At 50.7% G+C, this 19,557-nt stretch carries 19 protein-coding genes; 9 read left to right on the top strand and 10 right to left on the bottom strand.

The genetic code is table 11. The features are described from left to right. Positions 1–103: 103 nt before the first annotated feature. Positions 104–295 carry a hypothetical protein gene (locus DW350_RS19435; protein ID WP_152032953.1) on the top strand — a complete coding sequence of 64 codons (192 nt, stop codon included), beginning with the start codon at positions 104–106 and terminating at the stop codon, positions 293–295. A gap of 91 nt (positions 296–386) precedes the next feature. Continuing rightward, entirely contained in the window at positions 387–818 is a 432-nt protein-coding gene (locus DW350_RS07325) for a hypothetical protein (RefSeq protein ID WP_115718236.1), read from the top strand. Between the two features lie 2 nt (positions 819–820). Here the strand turns inward: DW350_RS07325 and DW350_RS07330 are convergent, their stop codons facing one another. After that, positions 821–1,804 carry a bile acid:sodium symporter family protein gene (locus tag DW350_RS07330; RefSeq protein WP_115718237.1) on the bottom strand — a complete coding sequence of 328 codons (984 nt, stop codon included), beginning with the start codon at positions 1,802–1,804 and terminating at the stop codon, positions 821–823. Between the two features lie 92 nt (positions 1,805–1,896). Here DW350_RS07330 and DW350_RS07335 point away from each other — a divergent pair, with 92 nt between their 5' ends. The 3 genes from DW350_RS07335 (at position 1,897) to DW350_RS07345 (ending at position 4,025) form a co-directional block, all read left to right on the top strand. After that, the gene (locus DW350_RS07335; RefSeq protein ID WP_115718238.1) at positions 1,897–2,820 is read left to right on the top strand and encodes a LysR family transcriptional regulator; all 924 of its coding nucleotides are present in this window, start codon (positions 1,897–1,899) and stop codon (positions 2,818–2,820) included. 172 nt (positions 2,821–2,992) lie between these two features. Then, on the top strand, positions 2,993–3,478 hold the full coding sequence (locus DW350_RS07340; protein WP_115718239.1) for a GNAT family N-acetyltransferase: 486 nt from the start codon (positions 2,993–2,995) through the stop codon (positions 3,476–3,478). Between the two features lie 52 nt (positions 3,479–3,530). Next, complete coding sequence (locus DW350_RS07345; RefSeq protein WP_115718240.1) at positions 3,531–4,025, top strand: hypothetical protein; 495 nt, start codon at positions 3,531–3,533, stop codon at positions 4,023–4,025. A 30-nt stretch (positions 4,026–4,055) separates the two neighbouring features. Here the strand turns inward: DW350_RS07345 and DW350_RS07350 are convergent, their stop codons facing one another. After that, on the bottom strand, positions 4,056–5,114 hold the full coding sequence (locus DW350_RS07350; protein WP_115718241.1) for an NAD(P)-dependent alcohol dehydrogenase: 1,059 nt from the start codon (positions 5,112–5,114) through the stop codon (positions 4,056–4,058). A 181-nt stretch (positions 5,115–5,295) separates the two neighbouring features. On the opposite strand from DW350_RS07350, the gene DW350_RS07355 reads away from it, so the two are divergent. After that, positions 5,296–6,156: an AraC family transcriptional regulator gene (locus DW350_RS07355; protein ID WP_115718242.1), complete on the top strand. Its 861-nt coding sequence runs from the start codon at positions 5,296–5,298 to the stop codon at positions 6,154–6,156. A 114-nt stretch (positions 6,157–6,270) separates the two neighbouring features. Here DW350_RS07355 and DW350_RS07360 read toward each other — a convergent pair whose 3' ends face one another. The 8 genes from DW350_RS07360 to DW350_RS07395 form a co-directional block, all read right to left on the bottom strand. Further along, positions 6,271–6,960: a M15 family metallopeptidase gene (locus DW350_RS07360; RefSeq protein WP_115718243.1), complete on the bottom strand. Its 690-nt coding sequence runs from the start codon at positions 6,958–6,960 to the stop codon at positions 6,271–6,273. After that, positions 6,929–8,056: a succinyl-diaminopimelate desuccinylase gene (gene dapE, locus DW350_RS07365; protein WP_115718244.1), complete on the bottom strand. Its 1,128-nt coding sequence runs from the start codon at positions 8,054–8,056 to the stop codon at positions 6,929–6,931. Before dapE ends, DW350_RS07360 begins: the two co-directional genes overlap by 32 nt. Beyond that, entirely contained in the window at positions 8,053–8,406 is a 354-nt protein-coding gene (locus DW350_RS07370; RefSeq protein WP_115718245.1) for an ArsC family reductase, read from the bottom strand. Before DW350_RS07370 ends, dapE begins: the two co-directional genes overlap by 4 nt. A gap of 92 nt (positions 8,407–8,498) precedes the next feature. Beyond that, complete coding sequence (gene crr / locus DW350_RS07375; protein ID WP_115718246.1) at positions 8,499–9,005, bottom strand: PTS glucose transporter subunit IIA; 507 nt, start codon at positions 9,003–9,005, stop codon at positions 8,499–8,501. 35 nt (positions 9,006–9,040) lie between these two features. After that, positions 9,041–10,690 (bottom strand): phosphoenolpyruvate--protein phosphotransferase, encoded by a 1,650-nt coding sequence (ptsP, locus tag DW350_RS07380; RefSeq protein ID WP_115718247.1) that lies wholly within the window; start codon positions 10,688–10,690, stop codon positions 9,041–9,043. Continuing rightward, the gene (locus DW350_RS07385; protein ID WP_115718248.1) at positions 10,674–10,943 is read right to left on the bottom strand and encodes an HPr family phosphocarrier protein; all 270 of its coding nucleotides are present in this window, start codon (positions 10,941–10,943) and stop codon (positions 10,674–10,676) included. The genes ptsP and DW350_RS07385 overlap by 17 nt, the downstream gene beginning before the upstream one ends. Before the next feature lie 158 nt (positions 10,944–11,101). Beyond that, positions 11,102–13,531, bottom strand: coding sequence for a TonB-dependent receptor plug domain-containing protein (locus DW350_RS07390; protein WP_115718249.1), 2,430 nt, complete (start codon positions 13,529–13,531; stop codon positions 11,102–11,104). Positions 13,532–14,019: 488 nt separating this feature from the next. Further along, a complete protein-coding gene (locus DW350_RS07395) occupies positions 14,020–16,449 on the bottom strand; it encodes a TonB-dependent receptor plug domain-containing protein (RefSeq protein WP_115718250.1) in 2,430 nt (809 codons plus the stop codon). A 496-nt stretch (positions 16,450–16,945) separates the two neighbouring features. Here DW350_RS07395 and DW350_RS07400 point away from each other — a divergent pair, with 496 nt between their 5' ends. From DW350_RS07400 to DW350_RS07410, 3 genes are read left to right on the top strand one after another with little or no spacing between them, the layout of a single operon-like run. Next, positions 16,946–18,442 carry a flavin monoamine oxidase family protein gene (locus DW350_RS07400; RefSeq protein WP_192954848.1) on the top strand — a complete coding sequence of 499 codons (1,497 nt, stop codon included), beginning with the start codon at positions 16,946–16,948 and terminating at the stop codon, positions 18,440–18,442. Further along, positions 18,439–19,053 carry a c-type cytochrome gene (locus DW350_RS07405; protein ID WP_115718252.1) on the top strand — a complete coding sequence of 205 codons (615 nt, stop codon included), beginning with the start codon at positions 18,439–18,441 and terminating at the stop codon, positions 19,051–19,053. Before DW350_RS07400 ends, DW350_RS07405 begins: the two co-directional genes overlap by 4 nt. Positions 19,054–19,057: 4 nt before the next feature. After that, positions 19,058–19,546, top strand: a complete 489-nt coding sequence (locus DW350_RS07410; protein WP_115718253.1) for a RidA family protein — start codon at positions 19,058–19,060, stop codon at positions 19,544–19,546. The last annotated feature ends 11 nt before the right edge of the window (positions 19,547–19,557 follow it).

The following is a 19,557-nucleotide window of genomic DNA, read 5'->3' on the forward strand; positions in this document are numbered from 1 at the left end:
CTGTGCTGCCCAAAGCCCGTTTGAGCCAGGGCTAGTATCAAGCGTTAATCAGCTACCTGCCGCAGCCTTAGGCTTTGTGGTAAAGTGGGCGGCTAAACATGTGATGAAAACCCAGATCAATATGCCGGTATTCAACTATTTCCTGATTTTACTGATGCTGATGGTGCTGGCGGTACTGACCGTTGGTGTACTCAAGGTATTTGGCTTACCCGCCTATGTTGGCTGGGTCGTTTTTGCCGTAGTGCTAGTGATTGCCGTACTGATTATTCAGCGCAGACGTCGACAGCGGTCATAAAAAAGGCGCTTAAAGCGCCTTTTTTTAATTAACTACTTGTCAAAATAACAAGCTTTGGCAATCTAATCCTTTTGGTTACAAGGATGTTGCTATGAGTTTGCGGACAGTTGCTATTTTCTTATTGTGTGGGTTAGGGGGTTGCGCAAGCCCTGGGCCGGTTTTCCTCTCAGGAACAAAGGCGTTACCCGCTCAAAAACAAACGGTGTTCGCTATTGAAAAGCGAGACCCCCACCTCAGTTCTCGCTTTATGTCGGTGGTTGATGATGAAGGGAAAACTCTTTGGAATTATTCCGACGCGAGTGGGGCCGTAAAGACGCTGGTTGTTGCGCCTGGGCGATATAAAGTCAGGGTAATGGTGTTCTATCCGAAAGATGAACGTCACTTGTTAAAGTCACAACCGGTTGTCATCGTTGATGCAAAGGCTGGCGGGCAATATCTTTTTGATAGCTATTTTAGTTCGTCTGGCAAAGCCGTTGGTGTCAGCGTCCATCATTCTGACCACAGCTTACTTGCGACCAAATAACGTTATTCTGCTTCTGTCGCCATAATGGCTTGCGCCTTACTGTAGCGGCGGGCTAGGGCCGCACATACCATCAACTGGATTTGGTGAAACAGCATCAGCGGCAGGATCATGATGCCAACGCTGCTGGCGGGAAACAAAATATTGGCCATGGGGACGCCATTGGCGAGGCTTTTTTTAGAGCCACAAAAAACCAGGGTTATTTCATCGGCAGTATTAAAACCTAGCCGTCTTGCCAGCCAAGTATTTAGCACCAATACCAATGCCAGCAGCAGCAGACAAAGTAGCACTATATAACTCAGTGCTTGCCAACCCACCTTGTGCCAAAGCCCTTGTAATACCGCCTCGCTAAACGCGGTATACACCACCAAAAGAATGGAAGACCTATCTGTTTTCCCTATCCATTGCCGGTGGCGGGCTATCCAGGCACCGAGCCAGGGACGGCTTAAATGACCCAACACAAATGGCAGCAGCAGTTGCAGCATGATTTTTCCCATCTGCTGCCAATGGTCGCCAGTGTGCTGGCCATGCACTTGCATCAGCATCGCCACCAGAAGCGGTGAAATAAAGATGCCCAAGAGGCTTGATGCCGATGCACTGCACACTGCCGCTGCTACGTTGCCGCCGGCAATGGATGTAAAAGCAATGGCTGATTGCACCGTTGCCGGTAGCACACACAAATAGAGAAAGGCGCTGTAAAGAGCCGCAGAAAGCGGCAGCGGCGCCCACCATTGCAATAACAGTCCCAACACGGGGAACAGCACGAAGGTGCTGAGCATGACCACCGCATGCAAACGCCAATGGCTAGCGCCGTCAATAATGGCTTGGCGTGAGAGCTTGGCACCGTGCATGAAAAACAGCAGCGCAATAGCCGCCTTGGTGACATAGCCAAGGGTTGTGGCATAGCTACCTTGGGCGGGAAATAACGTTGCCAGTAGCACCGTTGCCAGCAGCGTTAAGGTGAAATTGTCAGGTAAGAATCGTCTCATGGTCGCGTTATTTGTTATTGGCCACTGGTAGTGTGCCGCCGACAGTGCTAATGATGAAATTGATTTAATTCTTTTACTTATGAAGAAAATTAATGAATTACAGTTTGCGGCAGTTACGCACCTTTGTGGCGGTTGCCCACCATGGCAGTTTTAGCCGTGCCGGTGAAGCCATTGGTTTAAGCCAATCGGCGGTAAGCCACAGTATTCGCAGTTTGGAATCGGAAATGGGCTTACGGCTTTTGGATAGAACCACCCGGGAAGTGGTACTTACTGAGGCCGGTAAACGGCTGGCCAATCGTCTTGATAAGGTGTTAGAAGAACTGCACGGTGCCTTGCTTGATGCCCGCACCGCCGGTCATCAGTTAAGCGGTTTAGTTCGCCTAGCGTCAAGCCAAACTATATCAGCAAACCTGATGCCGCAATGTCTGGCAAAGGCTGCAACAACGTTCCCTGCCATTGAGGTCAGGCTTAGCGATCAGCCCCAGCAATGGGTATTACAGAGTGTGCGTAACGCCGAAGTCGATTTTGGGATCATTGTTGACCCTATCCAAAGCCCTGATTTTGATTGCCAGCCCATTTTGAGCGAACCCTTTTTGGCGCTAGTCGCCGCCTCCGACCCACTGGCGGCAGAGCGCGCCATACATTGGTCGGCGTTGGCGGGAAAGGCGTTGGTGCTGCAGGATTACGCATCGGGCAGCCGCTACTTAATTGATAAGGCCCTTGAGCATTTTGATATTAAACCTGAGGTTACGCAGGAGATAGGCCACCCGGTGACGTTGTACCCGATGGTCGAGGCTGGGCTGGGTGTAGGTATTATTCCAGCCTTGGCGTTACCGCCACCAATGGGTTCCACCGTTTTGGTCAAACCCTTGCTGCCATCGATAAAAAGGCAGTTGATGCTGGTTAAACGCAAGAACCGTTCGCTATCACCGGCCGCCGAGCAAATATGGCAGCTGGTTGCCAAGGAGGCGGCAACGCTGGCGGCTATCCGTCAAACCAATGTATTGTTTCAATAACAATGGCTTGTTAGCACTCACCTAAATCGAGGTGTCGGCCAGTCTTACTCCGCCATCGCGACTTGATAGCAAAGCGCCAAGGACGGCATGAAAAAGGCTATGGGTAACCCTACTTGAGATGGCTGCATTAGCTGTGGTTTGCTATCGGCTCCTTTATTAGAACGGAGTCGCCATGGCGCTCGATATTATTGTTGCTGATTACAACAACCCTGAACACTGCTTGGCATTGGTGAGCCTTTTAAACAGCTATGCCTGCGATCCGATGGGTGGCGGTGAAGCCATTGCCCCCTCGGTACTTGAAACCTTACCTTCGAAACTGGCCAAACGTCGCGACGCTATCTCTCTGATTGCCTATGTAGATGGTCATGCCGTTGGCCTTCTCAATGCTTTTGAGGGCTTTTCAACCTTTAAAGCCAAGCCGCTGTTAAACATCCATGATATTGCTGTTGAGCCACCGTATCGTGGCCAAGGTATCGGCCAACAACTGCTGGCGAAAGCCGAACAGTGCGCCCGTGAAAGAGGCTGCTGCAAACTCACCTTGGAAGTATTAGAAGGTAATCTTGCCGCCCAACAAAGTTATACAAAATTCGGCTTTGCTGGCTACGAGCTGAATCCGCAAATGGGTAAGGCTCTGTTTTGGCAAAAAGACTTGGTATAAACTGAAATTAGCAACTATTAAGGAAGTGTCACTTGTAGAAGGAATCGTTGTTATGGGTTTGCTGGCGCTTGTTAGCCTAGCTTCCGCTTTTATTGGTGCACAGGCACCAGTGCCTGCGAAGACACATCAGGTCTCCTATCAGGGTGTCAGCCTTGCTGTTCCGCTGAATTGGCGCCGTAGTGGCAATGAATTATTGGATCAAAAGGGCAGGGAAGTTGCCAGTTTTGGTTTGTATTATCCTACCGGGGAGTTAACCGGCCCCAATTTTGTTTCAACCTATCAGCGAGGCTTTTACGGCGAGCCTGAGCGTAATCAGTACGTTAAATCCGGCCAAACCCACCATGACGGCCAAACCACTTACTGGGTGTGTCGAAAAGTGGTGGATGAAAACGATAAGGACGGCAGCGGCAGCCTGCGCTTTGAGCGCACTTTTCAGCTCAATTTAGGTGCCGAGGCTCATGAACTGCATTTTTATTCGTTCTCAACCTGTGACGATAACTTTCGCAATATTTTGGCGGTGGTCGCCAGTGCCAAAACGAGCCGATAAAAAAGCCCGCTACTGCGGGCTTTTTTCGGGTTAGGCTGCGTTTTTAAGTGAAGCCATGTCGATAACAAAGCGATATTTTACGTCGCCTTTTTTCATGCGCTCATATGCCGCATTGATGTTCTGCATATCCAGCATTTCAACATCACAGCTAATGTTGTGCTCGGCGCAGAAGTCTAACACTTCCTGGGTTTCCGGGATGCCACCAATCAAAGAACCAGCCAGCACTCGGCGTTTCATGATTAAGTTGCCGGCATGAACGGCAGGCTCTACCGGTTCAAGTAGCCCGACCAAAATATGAACGCCATCGTAAGTTAAGCAGTTCAGGTAAGGGTTGAGGTCATGCTGCACCGGAATGGTGTCGAGCAGAAAATCAAAATGCCCAGCCACGGCAGCCATTTGCTCAGCATCGGTGGAGATAACCACATGGTCAGCCCCTTGCTTTTTGGCTTCTGCCACTTTGCTTTCGGAGCGGGTGAAAATGGTAACTTCAGCGCCCATCGCTTTGGCGAATTTAACGCCCATGTGGCCAAGACCGCCCATGCCCAGTACACCCACTTTATGGCCCGCTTTTACGCCAAAGTGCTTAAGGGGAGAGTAGGTGGTGATACCTGCGCACAAAAGCGGTGCCGCCGTGGCAACGTTCAGCGCTTTCGGAACGTTAAGGACAAAACGTTCATGGACAACAATCGAATCAGAATACCCGCCATAGGTAATGGTACCATCGATTTTATCGGTACCGTTGTAGGTGCCAACAAAGCCGTTCAGGCAGTATTGCTCAAGCCCATCATCACAGGCTGCGCAGTCTTTACACGAATCAACCATACAGCCGACACCGACCACATCTCCGACTTTAAAGCGGCTGACACTGCTGCCAATAGCCGTAATATGGCCGATAATTTCATGGCCGGGTACCACCGGGTACACCGAATTGCCCCAGTCATTTTCAGCGGCGTGAATGTCTGAGTGGCAAACGCCACAGTAGTCAATTTCAATGGCTACATCGTCGCTGCGCAGCGCGCGGCGTTCAATGTTAAAAGGCGCTAGCGGCGACGTTGATGATTGAGCGGCATAGCTTTTTGCTTGAGGCATAATGCAGGTTCCTCGCTAAATTCAAATAGGAAAAGCCTGACCATTGTCGGGAATAAGCGCTGATATGGCCATTGGCATTTCTACGGATCTTTTGCCTTTTTCTACGAAAACACGTCCTGCCACTTAATGGCTGAAGATAATGTGTGCATAATAAAAGCGCCGTATTTGCTGGATAATACTGATGAGTAGCCCCCTGGTTTCATTAATAACATCGCTATTACGATCTGACCATTTCTCTGAAAACCAACTGCCGGGGATCACATTGCTACAGTGTTATCGCTCTATTGCCCGCACGCCCATTCTTTATAATCAGCCCGGTATCGTGCTCATCGCCCAAGGCCGTAAAGTCGGTTATTTGGGCGACAAAGAAATTCATTACAACCCGGGGCAGTACTTGGTGCAGACGCTGCCGTTACCGTTTGAGTGTGAAACCTTCGCCAGCGCGCAGGAGCCGTTACTGGGGTTGGTTGTGCGTATTGAGCCGGTTTTGCTGATGGAATTGGTGCATGACATGGGCGCGGTGGCGACAAAAGCCGAGCCTAGCCCCTTGGCGTCAGTAGCGATGACCGATGCCATGTTTGAGGCGGCCGAAAGGTTGCTAAAAACCCTGCATTCGCCACAGGAAACACGGGTGATGGGGGCGAGCCGGGTGCGAGAATTAATTTATGAAGCGCTTAAAGGCGAGCAAGGGCCGGCGCTTAGAGCCATGGTGCAAGGGCAGGGGCATTATGCGCGTATTACCCAGGTGCTTTCACAGATGCGTGAGAATATCGAACAAGACATCACCGTTGAACACCTGGCGCGGGGCGCCAATATGAGTGTGTCGACTTTTCATCAGCATTTCAAAGACGTTGCCTTGTGCTCACCCTTGCAATACCTCAAGAGACTGCGGTTGTTAAAAGCGCAGTTATTGCTAACCCAAGACCGTTACAACGTTGGCCAAGCGGCGATGGCGGTGGGGTATAAAAGCGTTAACCAATTTAGCCGTGACTACAAACGCTACTTTGGGTTAACGGCCAACGACGAACGCCAAAGCGCCTAACAAGGTCTGCTTAATGCTGGCCTTTTCGAGGTTTGCGTTGCCGTTTCTTCGGCCACAGCAGTATTAAATTCCCGGCCAGAAACAGCACAATCACCACCGCAACTATCCAACCAATCATGGGTGCCCCACATTGGTAACAAAGCGCGCCATGATCGCATCAAGGTTGGGCAAAATAACCTCACTACCTGCCACGCGGCCGTATTTTAAGGCGTCAGCAACTTTGTCGCTGGTCAACCTTTCCATCAGTGGTTCTGCTTGCGGGGCGTAGCTTAAATGCCATGGCTCTTCGGCAACACCGCCGCGGTCGGCATCATAGGGTAAGAAAAAGTCAAAGTCGGGGGCGCTGTGGCGCAGCCACTGCGCAAATTCATATTGGCTGCCACCGGGGTTATATTCCTTGGGCGTCAGCCCGATGGGGGCAGAGCCTTGAGATTTGGCGCAGTAAAGGTCCATATCGGTGCCCCAATGATGGCGGCTGGCACCCGGTAAGGCCGAAAAGCGCAGTATGGCGTGCAGTTTGTCTTTGTCGGCGAGCCGGTCGACAGCGACCGGCTCGCCGTTGTCGTCGTGTACGGGCCTAACCCCCCGCCACTTGCCGGAAAAGATTTGTTCCTGGCGTTCAAAATCGCGATAGCTTGATGCCAGGGTTAACACAAAGCCAGCTTTGCTGGCCGCTTCTTTAAGACCTTCAAGGGCATTCGCCGTGGCTTCTGAGAGCCGTTGGCCACCTAAATCCTTAAGGTGACCAACGTAGCGCCCGGTGAGTACCAGATCAGGCCAGGAGTCGCTCGAGTAGGTTTTCATAAATTAAGGCCAGTTTGTCCAGTTCTTCCACATGAGTACATTCATTTACCTTATGGATAGTGGCATTAACAGGACCTAACTCAACCACCTGTGCACCGGTCGGGGCGATAAATCGGCCGTCAGAGGTGCCACCAGATGTCTGCAGTTGGGTGGGTGTTCCGGTCACCGATTCAATGGCGAGTTGCACCGCGCCCAACAGCGGGCCCGCCTCGGTTAAGAACGGCGCGCCATTGAGTTTCCAGGTCAAGTGGTAATCCAAACCATGGGCGTCAAGAATGCCGGTAACGCGCGCCTTTAAACTGTCAGCGCTAGACTCGGTCGAAAAGCGGAAATTGAACTTCACATCCAGCTCGCCGGGCACCACGTTTTCGGCGCCGGTGCCGCTTTGAATGTTGGAAATTTGAAAGCTGGTGGGCGGGAAAAAGTCATTGCCTTTATCCCATTCGGTATCGGCAAGTTCAGCCAGCACCGGCGCGGCCAAATGGACGGGGTTTTTAGCCAAGTGTGGATAGGCGACATGGCCTTGCACACCTTTAACCGTCAGATAGCCCGACAAACTGCCACGGCGACCGTTTTTCACCACATCGCCAACCGTCTTGGTTGATGAGGGTTCGCCGACGATGCACCAGTTAATTTTCTCGTTGCGTTTTTCAAGCGTATCTATCACCCGTACCGTGCCGTTAATAAACGGGCCTTCTTCATCTGAGGTGATCAAAAAGGCGATAGAGCCTTTATGGTTGGGATGCTTTTGCACAAAACGTTCGGTTGCCACCATCATGGCGGCCAGGCTGCCTTTCATATCGGCGGCGCCGCGGCCATGGAGGTAGCCATCCATCACCGTTGGTTCAAAAGGAGGGGTATGCCACTGCTCTAATGGCCCGGGTGGTACCACGTCGGTGTGCCCGGCAAAGCAAAACAGCGGGCCTTCATTGCCACGGCGGGCCCACAGGTTGGTGGTGTCTTCAAACACCATGGCTTCAAGGTTAAAGCCGTGGGCCGCCAAGCGTTCACCCATCAATTGCTGGCAACCTTCGTCTTCGGGGGTCACTGACGGACGGCTGATAAGGTCGGCCGCAAGCTGCAATACGTCGCTCATGGGTTAACCCCAAAAATATCGGCATAATTTTCGGCTTTAAAGCCCAGGGCCAGGGTTTCATCGGTGGCCAGTAGCGGCCGCTTGATAAGCGCTGGGTGCTGAAGCATCAAGGCAATGGCTTTATCTTCGTTTAGATTGTCTTTATCGCTGTCTGGAAGCTGGCGAAAGGTGGTGCCTCTTTTATTAAGCATGGCTTCCCAGCCCAGCTCTTTGGCCCAGTATTTGAGTTGTTGCTGGCGCAAACCGTCTACGCGATAGTCGTGGAACTGGTAGCTAATGGCATTTTCTTCTAGCCACTTGCGGGCCTTTTTGATGGTGTCGCAGTTTTTTATTCCGTAGATGGTCGTCATTAATGGGTCCAGCTGTGGTCGTCTTTTCTCCATGTTAACAGGAGCAGCCGCGTTGCGGTACAGCCATAAAAAAAGCCCCGTAAGGGGCTTTTTTAGCGAAAGAGAGTGAGGATAACGTCCTCTCCTGCCTTCACTTTTCCGGTTTTTTTTCGGATATGACGAAAGTCGTCCATATTGGACACCACGATCGGCGTTAAGGTCGAGCGGGCGTTTTCTTCTAGGTAGCTGAGGTTGCATTCAAGGATAGGCTCGCCTTTTTGCACCTTCTGTCCTTCCTGCGCCACCCGCAAGAAACCTTCACCTTTCAGTTCCACGGTATCAATACCGATATGCACGAAGATCTCGATGCCTTCGTCAGATTCAATGGAAAAAGCGTGGTTGGTTTCAAAAATCTTACCAATGGTACCGTTCACCGGTGCCACTACTTGGTGTGCCGTCGGCCGGATGGCAATACCGTCACCCACGATTTTTTCAGCAAAGACCACATCAGGAACAGCTTCAATATCGACCAGCTCTCCACTGATGGGCGCATAAATAGGAATGCCATCGCCCTGCGGGCCATCACCAAGTAACTGTTTGAGCTTATCCAGTAGCCCCATGATTGCCTACGTTGTTTGAGTTTTTTCCAAGCTTATCATGCTTTTTGTAAAAGCGTGCCCAGTTCAGTAACGGAACCTGCCCTTAGCAGTGCCTGGCGGTCCGGGATAGCCGGTGGGTTAACTAACTGCTGACGAATACCGGCAAGGGCGGCGGCCTGCATGGAAAGACCGGTCAGGCCCAAGCTTATCCAAATAGGTAAATAGTAGGGGTTGGCAGCAAGCTCGCCACATAAGGTTACTGGCAAGTTTTTGTCTTTTGCGGCATCAACGACCCTTGCCATTAGCCGCAGCAACGCCGGCGAAACGGCATTAAGCCGGTCGGCAACCCTGGGGTTTTCCCTGTCGACCGCCAAGGTGTATTGCGCCAAGTCATTGGAGCCGATGGAGAAAAAGTCCAACTCTTCGGCCAGGATGTCAGCGAGCATGGCCGCCGAAGGGGTTTCCACCATGGTACCGAGCGGCGGACAAGGACAATCCAATTGCGCTGCCAAGGCTTGCAGTTGCTGTTTTACGGCAACCACTTCTTCTAGCTCGGTGACCATTGGCACCATGATGCGAAGCGGGTATTGGCGTGACACTTCCAGTAGTGCCCTTAGCTGTGTTTCCAGTAATTCGGGCTGATCGAGCAATACCCGAATGCCATGCCAACCAAGGGCCGGGTTAGGCTCCGAGGCTTTATTGAGCCAAGGCAGTGGTTTGTCGCCACCGGCATCAAGTAGCCGGAAGGTCACGGGAATTGGGGTGCATTCCTTGGCAATATGTTGGTAAATTTGAATTTGCCGCTCAAGGGTGGGGGCGTGCTGGCGGTTCGAAAACAACAGCTCGGTACGGCAAAGTCCCACTTCCTGAGCGCCACTTTGGCGAATATGCCGCGCTTCCATCAGGGTTGAAATATTGGCGTTAAGGGCAATAGGGGAAATTGACGGAATAACTTCAGCATCGCCCACTAAAGCGTGTTGATGATAACTGGGGTAATCGGGCAGGGTGTCGCCTAAAAACAGCAGCCCTTGGTCACCATCAATGGCGGCCCAGTCACCATCACTGACCTTATCAAGGGCATTGCAGCCGGCTAGTGCCGGAATACCAAAGGCCCTTGCCATAATGGCGGCATGGGAATGGCGGCCGCCTTTGCGGGTAACAATGCCCAGCAACTTTTCATTATCTAGAAGTGCTAGCTGCGCCGGATAAAGCTCGTCAGCAAAAAGAATGACGGGGTTTTCCAGCACAATGTGGTCAGGGGGCATTCGGCCCTGCAACAGATGTACCAAGCGGCCTGCGAGTTCTCGAAGGTCCGATGCGCGTTCTGCCAGGTAATCGTTACCGAGGTTTATCAGGGTGCGTGCTTGTTTATTCAGCACGTGGTAAACCGCGGCCTCAGCCCTTGCCTGTTTGCTGTAGATGTAGGTTTTCACCTCATCGATAAGCTCGGGGTCGGTTACCAATAGATGCAGGCCGACAAACAGCGCGGCGATATCGTCACCGAGTTTTTCTTGGGCTTGTTGATGCAGGGTTTCTAACTGACTTTCAGCCAGGGCAAGCGCTTGTTCAAAACGCTGCCATTCGCTGTCTTGCTGGCCTTTGGGGGCTAGGGTGAAGTCGAGGCGCAGATCTTGGCCAGGCAGTGTGAGTACCGGCCCTTTAATTTGGCCACTGCTGACACTCAGCCCTTTAATGCTGGCTGTCATTAAATTGTTCCAACCATTGCTGCATTTCCTTTATTGCTTGGTAGGCATCTGTTCCTTCAGCGCAGAGTTCTATGGTGGCACCGCTGACCAGCGGGAGCTTTTGGAGGGCAAACAAACTTTTGGCACTGGCCTCTTGCCCTTCGCATTTTATCTGGATTTGCGCGTCATATTTACGCGCCATCGCAACAAGTAATGCAGCGGGGCGGGTGTGCAGCCCGTGGGGCGCCAAAATTCTTATGCAACAGCTTTCCATCAGGATCCTACAGCGGTTGTAACAGCAAGGAGATTACCATTAAGCAATATGGTCGCCAACTGCTGCGAAACATCAGCTGCTGGCGTCGATCTTATTTATCTTAAATAACAAAAAGAAGGGGCAATTTATTGCCCCTTCTTTATTACTTATAGCCTGTTTTAAAACTTGTAGTTAGCCTTTATTGACCAACGCAAGCCGTCGATGCTGATGGGGGAGTAGCTCGAATAGATTTGGCCATAAGAGCTGCCGTATTTGGACTTGTCGGGGTAGTTGTCAAAGAGGTTTTCAACACTGGCTGTCAGTGAGAAGTCGTCGGTGGCCATCCAGGTGGCGGCGGTATCTACCATCACTTCCGAACCGAAGGTTTGAATGTCGTAAGAGCCGTCCTCCGAGGTTTTCCACTTACCGTAGTAGCGCACACCAACATCAAACTTATAGACATCGATGCTGTGGGTGATATTGAAGTTAACCCGGGTTTTCGGCAGTTCATTTTCAATGTCTGACTTACGGTCAGCATCGATGACGGATGCATCGTAAGAGGTGACATCGGTTTTGTTGTAGTTGGCGGCCAACTGGAAGTTGGTGTCGCCTAAATCGGTGTGCAGGTTATAGGTGGTGACCCAGTCCATACCTTGGGTTTTGGTATCAAAGGCATTGGTAAAGTAGCGCACATAACCGTAGTCAGAAGCGCCTGACACGCCAGAGGCCTCGAGCGATGCTTTATCGGAGTCGCTCAACTCAAAGTTACTGGACAGGCCAATGCGGTCTCGCACATCGATACGGTAAAAATCCAGGGTGGAGGTCAGGTCAGAGGTAATGGTCCAGCCGAGGCCAACACTGTAGTTGGTGGATTTTTCCGGTTTCAGTGCTTTGGCACCAAAGTATTTCGCAACATCATTGGTAACTGAAATAGTACCCACTTCCACCGGGGTTGAACTGTTATCGTAGAAGGTGGTTGAAACGCTGGTGGTGTGCGTTTGGCCCGGCGTTGGTGCTTTAAAACCGGTGCTGACGGTGCCGCGCAACACCAGGGAATCGGTGGCATTGTAACGCAAAGACAACTTGCCATTGCTGGTGTCACCAAAGTCAGAGTAGTGCTCATAGCGGCCCGCTAAACCCACCAATAAGGCGTCGCTTGGGTCCCATTCGGTATCAATGTAACCGGCATAGCTGGCGCGGCCCCATTCGCCTGCCTCTTCAGGGGTGATCCCCGGATAGCCGTTAGAGCCGATGCCAAGCTCGGTGTAGTCGCCTTGCTCCCAGGATGCTTCGTCCCCTTCTTCAATGGTGTAAACCTCATAGCGGTATTCGCTACCAAAGGCGATGTTGAAATTGCCAATGGGATAGCTGAAGTCAGCATTCAGGTTTTTCTCGGTTTGCTGCAAGGTACCGGGTTTAAAGTCGGTTGGTGAATCTGGGCCAAGGGAGGGGTTAACGGTGTTGTGTAAAAAGTATTCGATGCGGTTACGGCCAAAGCTACCCGAAAAGTCGTAGTTAAGGTCGGGCAGTACCGGCAAATTACCTTTTAACCCCACCACTTGGCTAAAGTCGTAAATATCAGCACCAAAACTGGGGGTAAAGCCGCCTGGGTACCAGTTCTTGTAGCTCCAGGTAGAGCCATCATCAAGGGTTATGTCATTAAACAAAGTGGCTGTGAGGTTTCGATAATAAAAGGTACCTTCGGTATTGGTATCGGAATAGTTACCAAAGAAATACAGCTGGCGGTTAGCGTCCATATCAATGGCGCCGTTCCAAATTAGCCGTTTTGATTTATTTCGAGGTGTACCCCACGGAATAGCGGGGTCGGGAACGCCGCTTAACCCTTCATCGCTGTATTCTTGGGCGACAGGTTGCTGAGTTGCACGGACAGTGCGGTCGCGCTGCGTGACTTCGGTGGCGATATTTAAAAAGCCGGCATCAGAAAGGGCGGTGCCGTAATCGGCGTCAATCTTCCACTCGTCGCCGTCACCTTTTTTGGTGGAGCCATATTGGGCCTGGGTTTCCCAACCGTTGGTATCACTGCGCAGCACAAAGTTCATCACCCCGGCAATCGCATCGGAACCGTACTGGGCAGATGCGCCGTCACGCAACACATCCAAGCGGCCAAGGGCAATACTGGGAATATTGGAAATGTCGGCGCCTTGCGCGCCTTGGGCTAAAGCGCCCCCGGCTAATTGCACCAATGCCGAGCGGTGATAGCGCTTACCGTTGATCAGCACCAGTGTTTCGTCGGGGGGGAGCCCCCTTAGGTTAGCTGGCCGCACAAATGAACTGCCATCGGAGATAGGCTGGCTTTGCACGTTGTAGGAGGGCACCAGTTTACGAATGATCTCTTGCATATCGTTAGAACTGGGGCTTTGCAGTTGCTGGGCGGAGAAAATATCCACCGGAGCGGCCGAGTCGGCAGCGGTTCGCCCTGCTACCCGCGAGCCGGTGACCGCAATCACTTCAGTGTTGTCGTCCTTCTTTGCTTTCGTTGATGCATCGTCATCATCGGCGTGGGCAACATTTATATTGCTTAGTGCCATTAACACTGCAGCAGAGATTAATGTCCGCTGCGCCGTTTTGACTTTATTGTCCTTAGTCATATGTCCGCCTTAAAAACATCTTCAAAATAGATCTTTTGGTTAGAGCCGGAACTACAGGCCTTTCCATCCAGCCTTCTTTTAAAGCGGTATCACAGTCGTTAAAAATTCATCAAATTGAAATTACACATTTGATTTAATATGTGTGACTTTGTTCTCAAATGAACTTTTAAACCCCCTTTTATTTAACCTTTGCGTTATTTCCAGTGTCAGCAATGTCTTAAATTCATTTCTTTTTTAAAAATCAAAACCCATTTTGTTTTTAAGTGCGCGCCGGTATTTGTTTTTGGTTAAATTTGTAATTTAATTGTTTTAAAGTAACCATTGTTTATCATTTTGTGTTGAAGCGGCATATATCAACGCAATTTAAGCAATAAAATGTCATGCTATTTTGTTGAGCACTCTTAATGCTTTTGTTTGTTATTTAAAATGGTTTTAATTGTAAAAAAAGAGCGCCGTTTGGCGCTCTTTTAATGATGAGATAAATTCACTTAAAACTTGTAGTTTGCTCGCAGGAACCAGCGCATACCATCGGTGCTGATCGGTGAACTACCCGAGTAAACTTGGCCGGTGCTGGCGCCATACTTGAATTTGTCTGGGTAGTTATCAAACAGGTTTTCTACGCCTGCGGTCATCGAAAAGTCTGAGGTGGCCATCCAGGTTGCTGAGGTGTCAACCATGAATTCAGAACCAAAGGTCTGATATTGCTCATCAGATGAATATTTCCACTTGCCGTAGTAACGCACGCCTAAATCAAACTTGTACACGTCAACGCTGTGGGTCACGTTAAAGTTGACCCGGGTTTTTGGCAGCTGGTTTTCCAAGTCAGACTTACGGTCGGCATCAACCACACCGGTGTCTTTGATATCGGTTACTTCCGTTTTGTTGTAGTTACCGGCCAGGCTGAAGTTGGTGTCGCCCCAGTCAGAAGACAGGTTATAAGTGACAACCAAATCAACCCCTTGGGTGCGGGTATCAAAGGCGTTGGTGAAGAAGCGGATCTGCCCATAGTCACCGGCATTGGATATGCCAGAGGCAATTAAGGCGTCACGGGTGTCTTCATCAATGTCGATACTTTGTGACATGCCTATGCGGTCGCGTACATCGATGCGATACACATCTAAGGTTGTGGTTAGGTTAGGGGTAACGGTCCACCCCAAGCCCAGACTGTAGTTGGTTGATTTTTCAGGGGTAAGGGCTTTACCACCAAAGTATTCGGCAATGGGGTTAGTCGACGGAATGGTACCTACCGCCACAGGCGTTGGGTCGTCACCAATAAAGGTGGTTGCAACGTTGATGGTGTGTGACTGACCAGGGGTTGGTGCCCTAAAGCCGGTACTGACAGTACCGCGTAACACCAAGTTGTCGGTGGCGTTATAGCGGGCTGATAGCTTGCCGTTGGAGGTGCTGCCAAAATCGGAGTAGTTTTCATAACGGCCGGCGGCGCCCAGCATCAAGTCCATATTGACGTCCCATTCCATATCCACGTAAGCGGAGTAGTTAGAACGTGTCCATTCCCCTGATTGCTCCGGGCTGTAGCCAGGGAAGCCGTTAGAGCCAATCCCCAAGGACGAGAATTCCCCAATCTCCCAGGAGGCTTCATCGCCAGAGATAATGGCGTAAGTTTCGTCGCGGTATTCACCCCCGAAGGCGATATTCAATGAGCCAATAGGGTAGGTGAAATCGGCGTTTACGTTTTTCTCGGTCTGTTGCAGTGTGCCGGGTTTGAAGTTAGTGGGGGATTCGTTTGCCAGCGACGGGTTGATGGTGTTGTGAATAAAGTACTCGATGCGGTTACGACCGAAGCTTCCTGAGAAGTCGTAGCCCAGTTCGGGGGAGATAAAAGGCATGGTGCCTTTGACGCCAACCACTTGGCTAAAGTCATAAATGTTGGCACCAAAAGACGGTTGGAAGCCGCCGGGGAACCAGTCTAAAAAGTTGAATGTAGAGCCGTCATCCAAGGTGATGTCGGTGAAGAAATCACGGTCGAGGTTACGGTAATAAAATGCCCCTTCGGTGTTGGTATCAGAATAGTTACCAAACAAATAGAGACTGGCCAGTGGGTTCATATCGATACCGGCATTCCACACTAACCGTTTGGATTTGTTACGAGGCGTACCCCATTTTTGCGCCGGATCCTGAACGTATGTATTACCCGCATCAATATAGCTTTGGGCGTCAGGGCGCTGATCGGCGCGAACGGTAGCGTCGCGCTGGGTCAGCTCCATACTCAAGTTTAAAAAACCCTTATCGGTCATTTCGGTGCCGTAGTTCGCAGAGAACTGCCACTCGTCACCATCGCCTTCTTTGGTCGAGCCATATTGCGCCTGAGTTTCCAGGCCATTGGTATCGCTACGCAGCACAAAGTTCATTACCCCGGCAATCGCATCTGAGCCGTACTGAGCGGATGCACCATCACGCAACACATCTAGGCGGCCAAGGGCAATGCTGGGAATGTTTGATATATCCGGTGCTTGTGCACCTTGTGCCAGAGAACCACCGGATATTTGCACCAGCGCTGAGCGGTGAAAGCGTTTGCCGTTAACCAACACCAAGGTTTCATCGGGGGGAAGACCCCGCAGGTTAGCTGGGCGCACAAAAGAGCTACCGTCTGAAATGGGCATGGTTTCAACGTTATAAGACGGCACCAAGCGGCGAATGACTTCGTTCATGTCATTACTGCTCGGTTGTCTTATCTGTTGGCCAGAGAAAATATCAATCGGTGCGGCCGAGTCGGCAGCGGTACGGCCGGCCACACGTGAGCCTGTGACTGCAATGACTTCCGTATTGTCATCGCCCTTTGCTTTTGCTTTGGCAGCATCGTCATCGTCAGCAAAAGCGGAGGCATTACTTAGTGCCATAACAACGGCAAGAGAAAGCAAACTCCGTTTCTGCAACACGACTTTTTTATCTTTAGTCATAATCTGTCCGCTCTAATTAAAACGATTTAAATTCATTTTTAATTTGGCCGGAACAACAGGCTGTTAACCATCCGGTAACTATTAAAGCGGTACCACAACGACAAATTTCCTATCAAAACAAATTCACCTTTTGCCCTTATAAGATTAATTATTTGTGAATTTGATCCCAGATGTTAACTGAACCTTTCATTTTTATTACCTTTACGTAAACGTAATCTTCTTTTTTAAACAGTCACTTACGCTAGAGTTAGTGCTCTAGTTTTTGTGAAATAGGCCTCAAAACGTTACAAGCTGGTGACAATCGGGTTTCGTAATTAATTTTTTTTTGGTTAGGTAAAACGGTGTTCTGAAAAAAATACGGCCATGAAGATTTAGATGTAAAAACACGTTGTTAACTATTGGTGTACTTATGACAAAAGGGCTTTCAAGGAGGCAATTGCTCGGTTTAATCGGGCGTGCCGGAGGAAGTGCAGCGATGTTTCATGCTGCAGGATTGATGGGAATAACTAGCATGTCAGCGCAAGCGGCACCGCTTAAGTTAAAGCCCCTTACCACTGGAAAAAAACGTTCTGTTGTAATTTTAGGTGCCGGTATTAGTGGGTTAACCTCTGCCTACGAATTAAGTCGAGCCGGTTATGATGTTACCGTTTTAGAAGCCTCGCATCGCGCTGGCGGGCGAAATTTTACCGCCCGGCATGGTGATTTTATTGATGAATTTGGTAACCCCCAAATTTGTAAGTTCGACGATAAACCCTATCTCTACATGAATTGCGGCCCCGCCCGTATTCCTGCGGTACACACCGGTTTGATGCATTATTGCCGTGAATTGGGAGTGGAATTAATGTTGTTCTCCAACGACAACGTTAATTGCTACACCCAAGACGATAAGGCGTTTGATGGCAGGCCTATTCGCATTCGTGAATACCGGGCAGACATTCGTGGCTATATGTCTGAGCTGCTCGAAAAAACCATGGCTTCAAGCGCTCACCTTGACGCACCTTTTGACGAGGTTGATCTCGATAAAATGGTGCAGTTTGTAAAAGATTACGGCGATTTAGGCTCAGACCTTAAATACCACGGCTCGGAAAGGGCGGGCTTGGTGTCTGGTGGTTTTGTTTCCGAACCCGTTATTAAAGATCCGCTCCGTTTTGCAGACTTAATGAAATCAAGCTATTGGGCGGGGGCACTGAACTTTGCCGAAGGCCTTGATCAGGCACCGGCGATGCTAACCCCTGTAGGTGGTATGGATCACGTGGTTAAGGGCTTTCTTAAACACGTTAAAGACAAAATTAGCCTCAAGGCACAAGTGCAAAAAGTGTGGCTTGAAGACAAAGGCGTTGAGGTTAGCTACCTGCACGACGGTGTGAATAAGAAAATCAAAGCCGATTACTGTATTAACTGTATTCCTACCCACATTATGGCGGGCATCGAAAACAACTTCCCCACTGAATACGCCGAGGTTCTGGGCAAAATTCAGCGCGGCAAGCTGTTTAAAATCGGTTTCCAAGCCAAAGAACGTTTCTGGGAAAAGGAAGGCATTTATAACGGCATTACCTGGACCAGCCAAGATATCAACCAGATTTGGTATCCCGAACACAGCCCAATGCGACCTAAGGGGATCTTCCTTGGTGCCTATACCTGGGATCCGGCGGTCGGTGAACGCTTTGCACAAATGAGCAATCAACAGCGCATGAATGAAGCGATTCGCCAGGGTTCAAAAATCCATCCCGACTATGCCAAGTACGTAGAAACCGGCATTACCGTCTGCTGGGAACGCATGAACAACATGATGGGCTGCAGTTCGCAATGGCCGGAAGACATTCGCGATAAGTTTGCATTACTGCAAGCGCCTGCTGGTAACCGTCATTACATGGTGGGTGACCAAATCAGCCACCATTCCGGTTGGCAAGAAGGAGCTATTCGCTCGGCTTGGCACGCTCTTGAAGATATCGAGCAGAAGGAAGGCATGCTCAGTGCCCGGGAGGCATCATGAAAAAGTGGTTGATGATGGCGCTGGTACTGGCGGCGGCGACGGCCCAAGCCAAGCAGGACAGCTCGCAGTATTGTTTAGTGTGCCACGGCTCCAATGCCGCCAGTAACCCAACTGTTAAAGGGCCTAACCTCACCATACTGCCGGCCTGGTATATCAAGGAGCAGTTATTAGGTTTTCAAAAGGGGTGGCGCTCCGGTGGCAAGGGCGATATTCACGGCCATGAAATGTTGTCGGTGGCCAAGATAATGAAACCTAAGCAAATTGAAGATGCCATTGCCTTTATTGGTAAGCAGCCAACGAAATCGGCGCCGGTTAAATTGCTCAAGGCTGACATCAGCCATGGCAAGAGTCTTTATCAAAGCTGCGCCGGTTGCCACGGTGCTAGCGGTGAAGGTATGGCCGCGGTAAAGGCGCCGCCACTGGCGGGTCAAAGCGACTGGTACATTCTTAAACAATTACAGGCGTACAAGTCCGGCGAAAGGGGTACAGCCAGTGGCGATCAGAACGGTGCCATTATGCGCCAGTCTGCCATGATGCTGGGGTCGGACAAGGACATGCAGGACGTGTCGGCATTTATTGCCTCACTGCCCGCTCAAAAACCAAAAGGATAACGTCATGAAAAAAGCACTGCTACTGGGTGCCACCCTAATGTTAGCTGCAGGCACGGTGTCTGCTGCCCAAGTGAAACGCTACCCACTGCCTGGTGGCAGCACTTTCCCTATTGCCTCTGCGGTTGAAGTGGACGGCACCGTCTATCAAAGCGGTATGGTTCCTGCCCCTAAAAACCCCAAGGCGGCCAAAGGCTCAGAAGCCTACTGGGGCGATACCCAAGCACAAACCCTAAGTGTGCTGACACGCATTCAGGCATCGCTGAAGGAAAAAGGCTTGGACATGGGGGATGTGGTAAAGATGACGGCCTTTCTGGTTGGCGACCCGAAACATGGCGGCAAGCTTGATTTCGCGGGCTTTATGAAGAGTTATACCCAGTTCTTTGGCACCAAAGCCCAACCGAATTTACCGGCCCGCAGTGCGGTGCAGGTAGCGGCACTTGCCGGTGAAGGGATGCTGGTGGAAATTGAAGTGATAGCCGTGCGCCCGAAATGAAATTTAAGCCA

Source organism: Gallaecimonas mangrovi (assembly GCF_003367375.1).
Classification (GTDB): domain Bacteria; phylum Pseudomonadota; class Gammaproteobacteria; order Enterobacterales; family Gallaecimonadaceae; genus Gallaecimonas; species Gallaecimonas mangrovi.

What these genes read in the sequence shown, in the direction of transcription:
- DW350_RS19435 (WP_152032953.1), top strand. Translation starts at nt 104, where the DNA reads ATGAAAACCCAGATCAATATGCCGGTATTCAACTATTTCCTGATTTTA.
- DW350_RS07325 (WP_115718236.1), top strand. Translation starts at nt 387, where the DNA reads ATGAGTTTGCGGACAGTTGCTATTTTCTTATTGTGTGGGTTAGGGGGT.
- DW350_RS07330 (WP_115718237.1), bottom strand. Translation starts at nt 1,804, where the DNA reads ATGAGACGATTCTTACCTGACAATTTCACCTTAACGCTGCTGGCAACG.
- DW350_RS07335 (WP_115718238.1), top strand. Translation starts at nt 1,897, where the DNA reads ATGAATTACAGTTTGCGGCAGTTACGCACCTTTGTGGCGGTTGCCCAC.
- DW350_RS07340 (WP_115718239.1), top strand. Translation starts at nt 2,993, where the DNA reads ATGGCGCTCGATATTATTGTTGCTGATTACAACAACCCTGAACACTGC.
- DW350_RS07345 (WP_115718240.1), top strand. Translation starts at nt 3,531, where the DNA reads ATGGGTTTGCTGGCGCTTGTTAGCCTAGCTTCCGCTTTTATTGGTGCA.
- DW350_RS07350 (WP_115718241.1), bottom strand. Translation starts at nt 5,114, where the DNA reads ATGCCTCAAGCAAAAAGCTATGCCGCTCAATCATCAACGTCGCCGCTA.
- DW350_RS07355 (WP_115718242.1), top strand. Translation starts at nt 5,296, where the DNA reads ATGAGTAGCCCCCTGGTTTCATTAATAACATCGCTATTACGATCTGAC.
- DW350_RS07360 (WP_115718243.1), bottom strand. Translation starts at nt 6,960, where the DNA reads ATGAAAACCTACTCGAGCGACTCCTGGCCTGATCTGGTACTCACCGGG.
- dapE (WP_115718244.1), bottom strand. Translation starts at nt 8,056, where the DNA reads ATGAGCGACGTATTGCAGCTTGCGGCCGACCTTATCAGCCGTCCGTCA.
- DW350_RS07370 (WP_115718245.1), bottom strand. Translation starts at nt 8,406, where the DNA reads ATGACGACCATCTACGGAATAAAAAACTGCGACACCATCAAAAAGGCC.
- crr (WP_115718246.1), bottom strand. Translation starts at nt 9,005, where the DNA reads ATGGGGCTACTGGATAAGCTCAAACAGTTACTTGGTGATGGCCCGCAG.
- ptsP (WP_115718247.1), bottom strand. Translation starts at nt 10,690, where the DNA reads ATGACAGCCAGCATTAAAGGGCTGAGTGTCAGCAGTGGCCAAATTAAA.
- DW350_RS07385 (WP_115718248.1), bottom strand. Translation starts at nt 10,943, where the DNA reads ATGGAAAGCTGTTGCATAAGAATTTTGGCGCCCCACGGGCTGCACACC.
- DW350_RS07390 (WP_115718249.1), bottom strand. Translation starts at nt 13,531, where the DNA reads ATGACTAAGGACAATAAAGTCAAAACGGCGCAGCGGACATTAATCTCT.
- DW350_RS07395 (WP_115718250.1), bottom strand. Translation starts at nt 16,449, where the DNA reads ATGACTAAAGATAAAAAAGTCGTGTTGCAGAAACGGAGTTTGCTTTCT.
- DW350_RS07400 (WP_192954848.1), top strand. Translation starts at nt 16,946, where the DNA reads ATGGGAATAACTAGCATGTCAGCGCAAGCGGCACCGCTTAAGTTAAAG.
- DW350_RS07405 (WP_115718252.1), top strand. Translation starts at nt 18,439, where the DNA reads ATGAAAAAGTGGTTGATGATGGCGCTGGTACTGGCGGCGGCGACGGCC.
- DW350_RS07410 (WP_115718253.1), top strand. Translation starts at nt 19,058, where the DNA reads ATGAAAAAAGCACTGCTACTGGGTGCCACCCTAATGTTAGCTGCAGGC.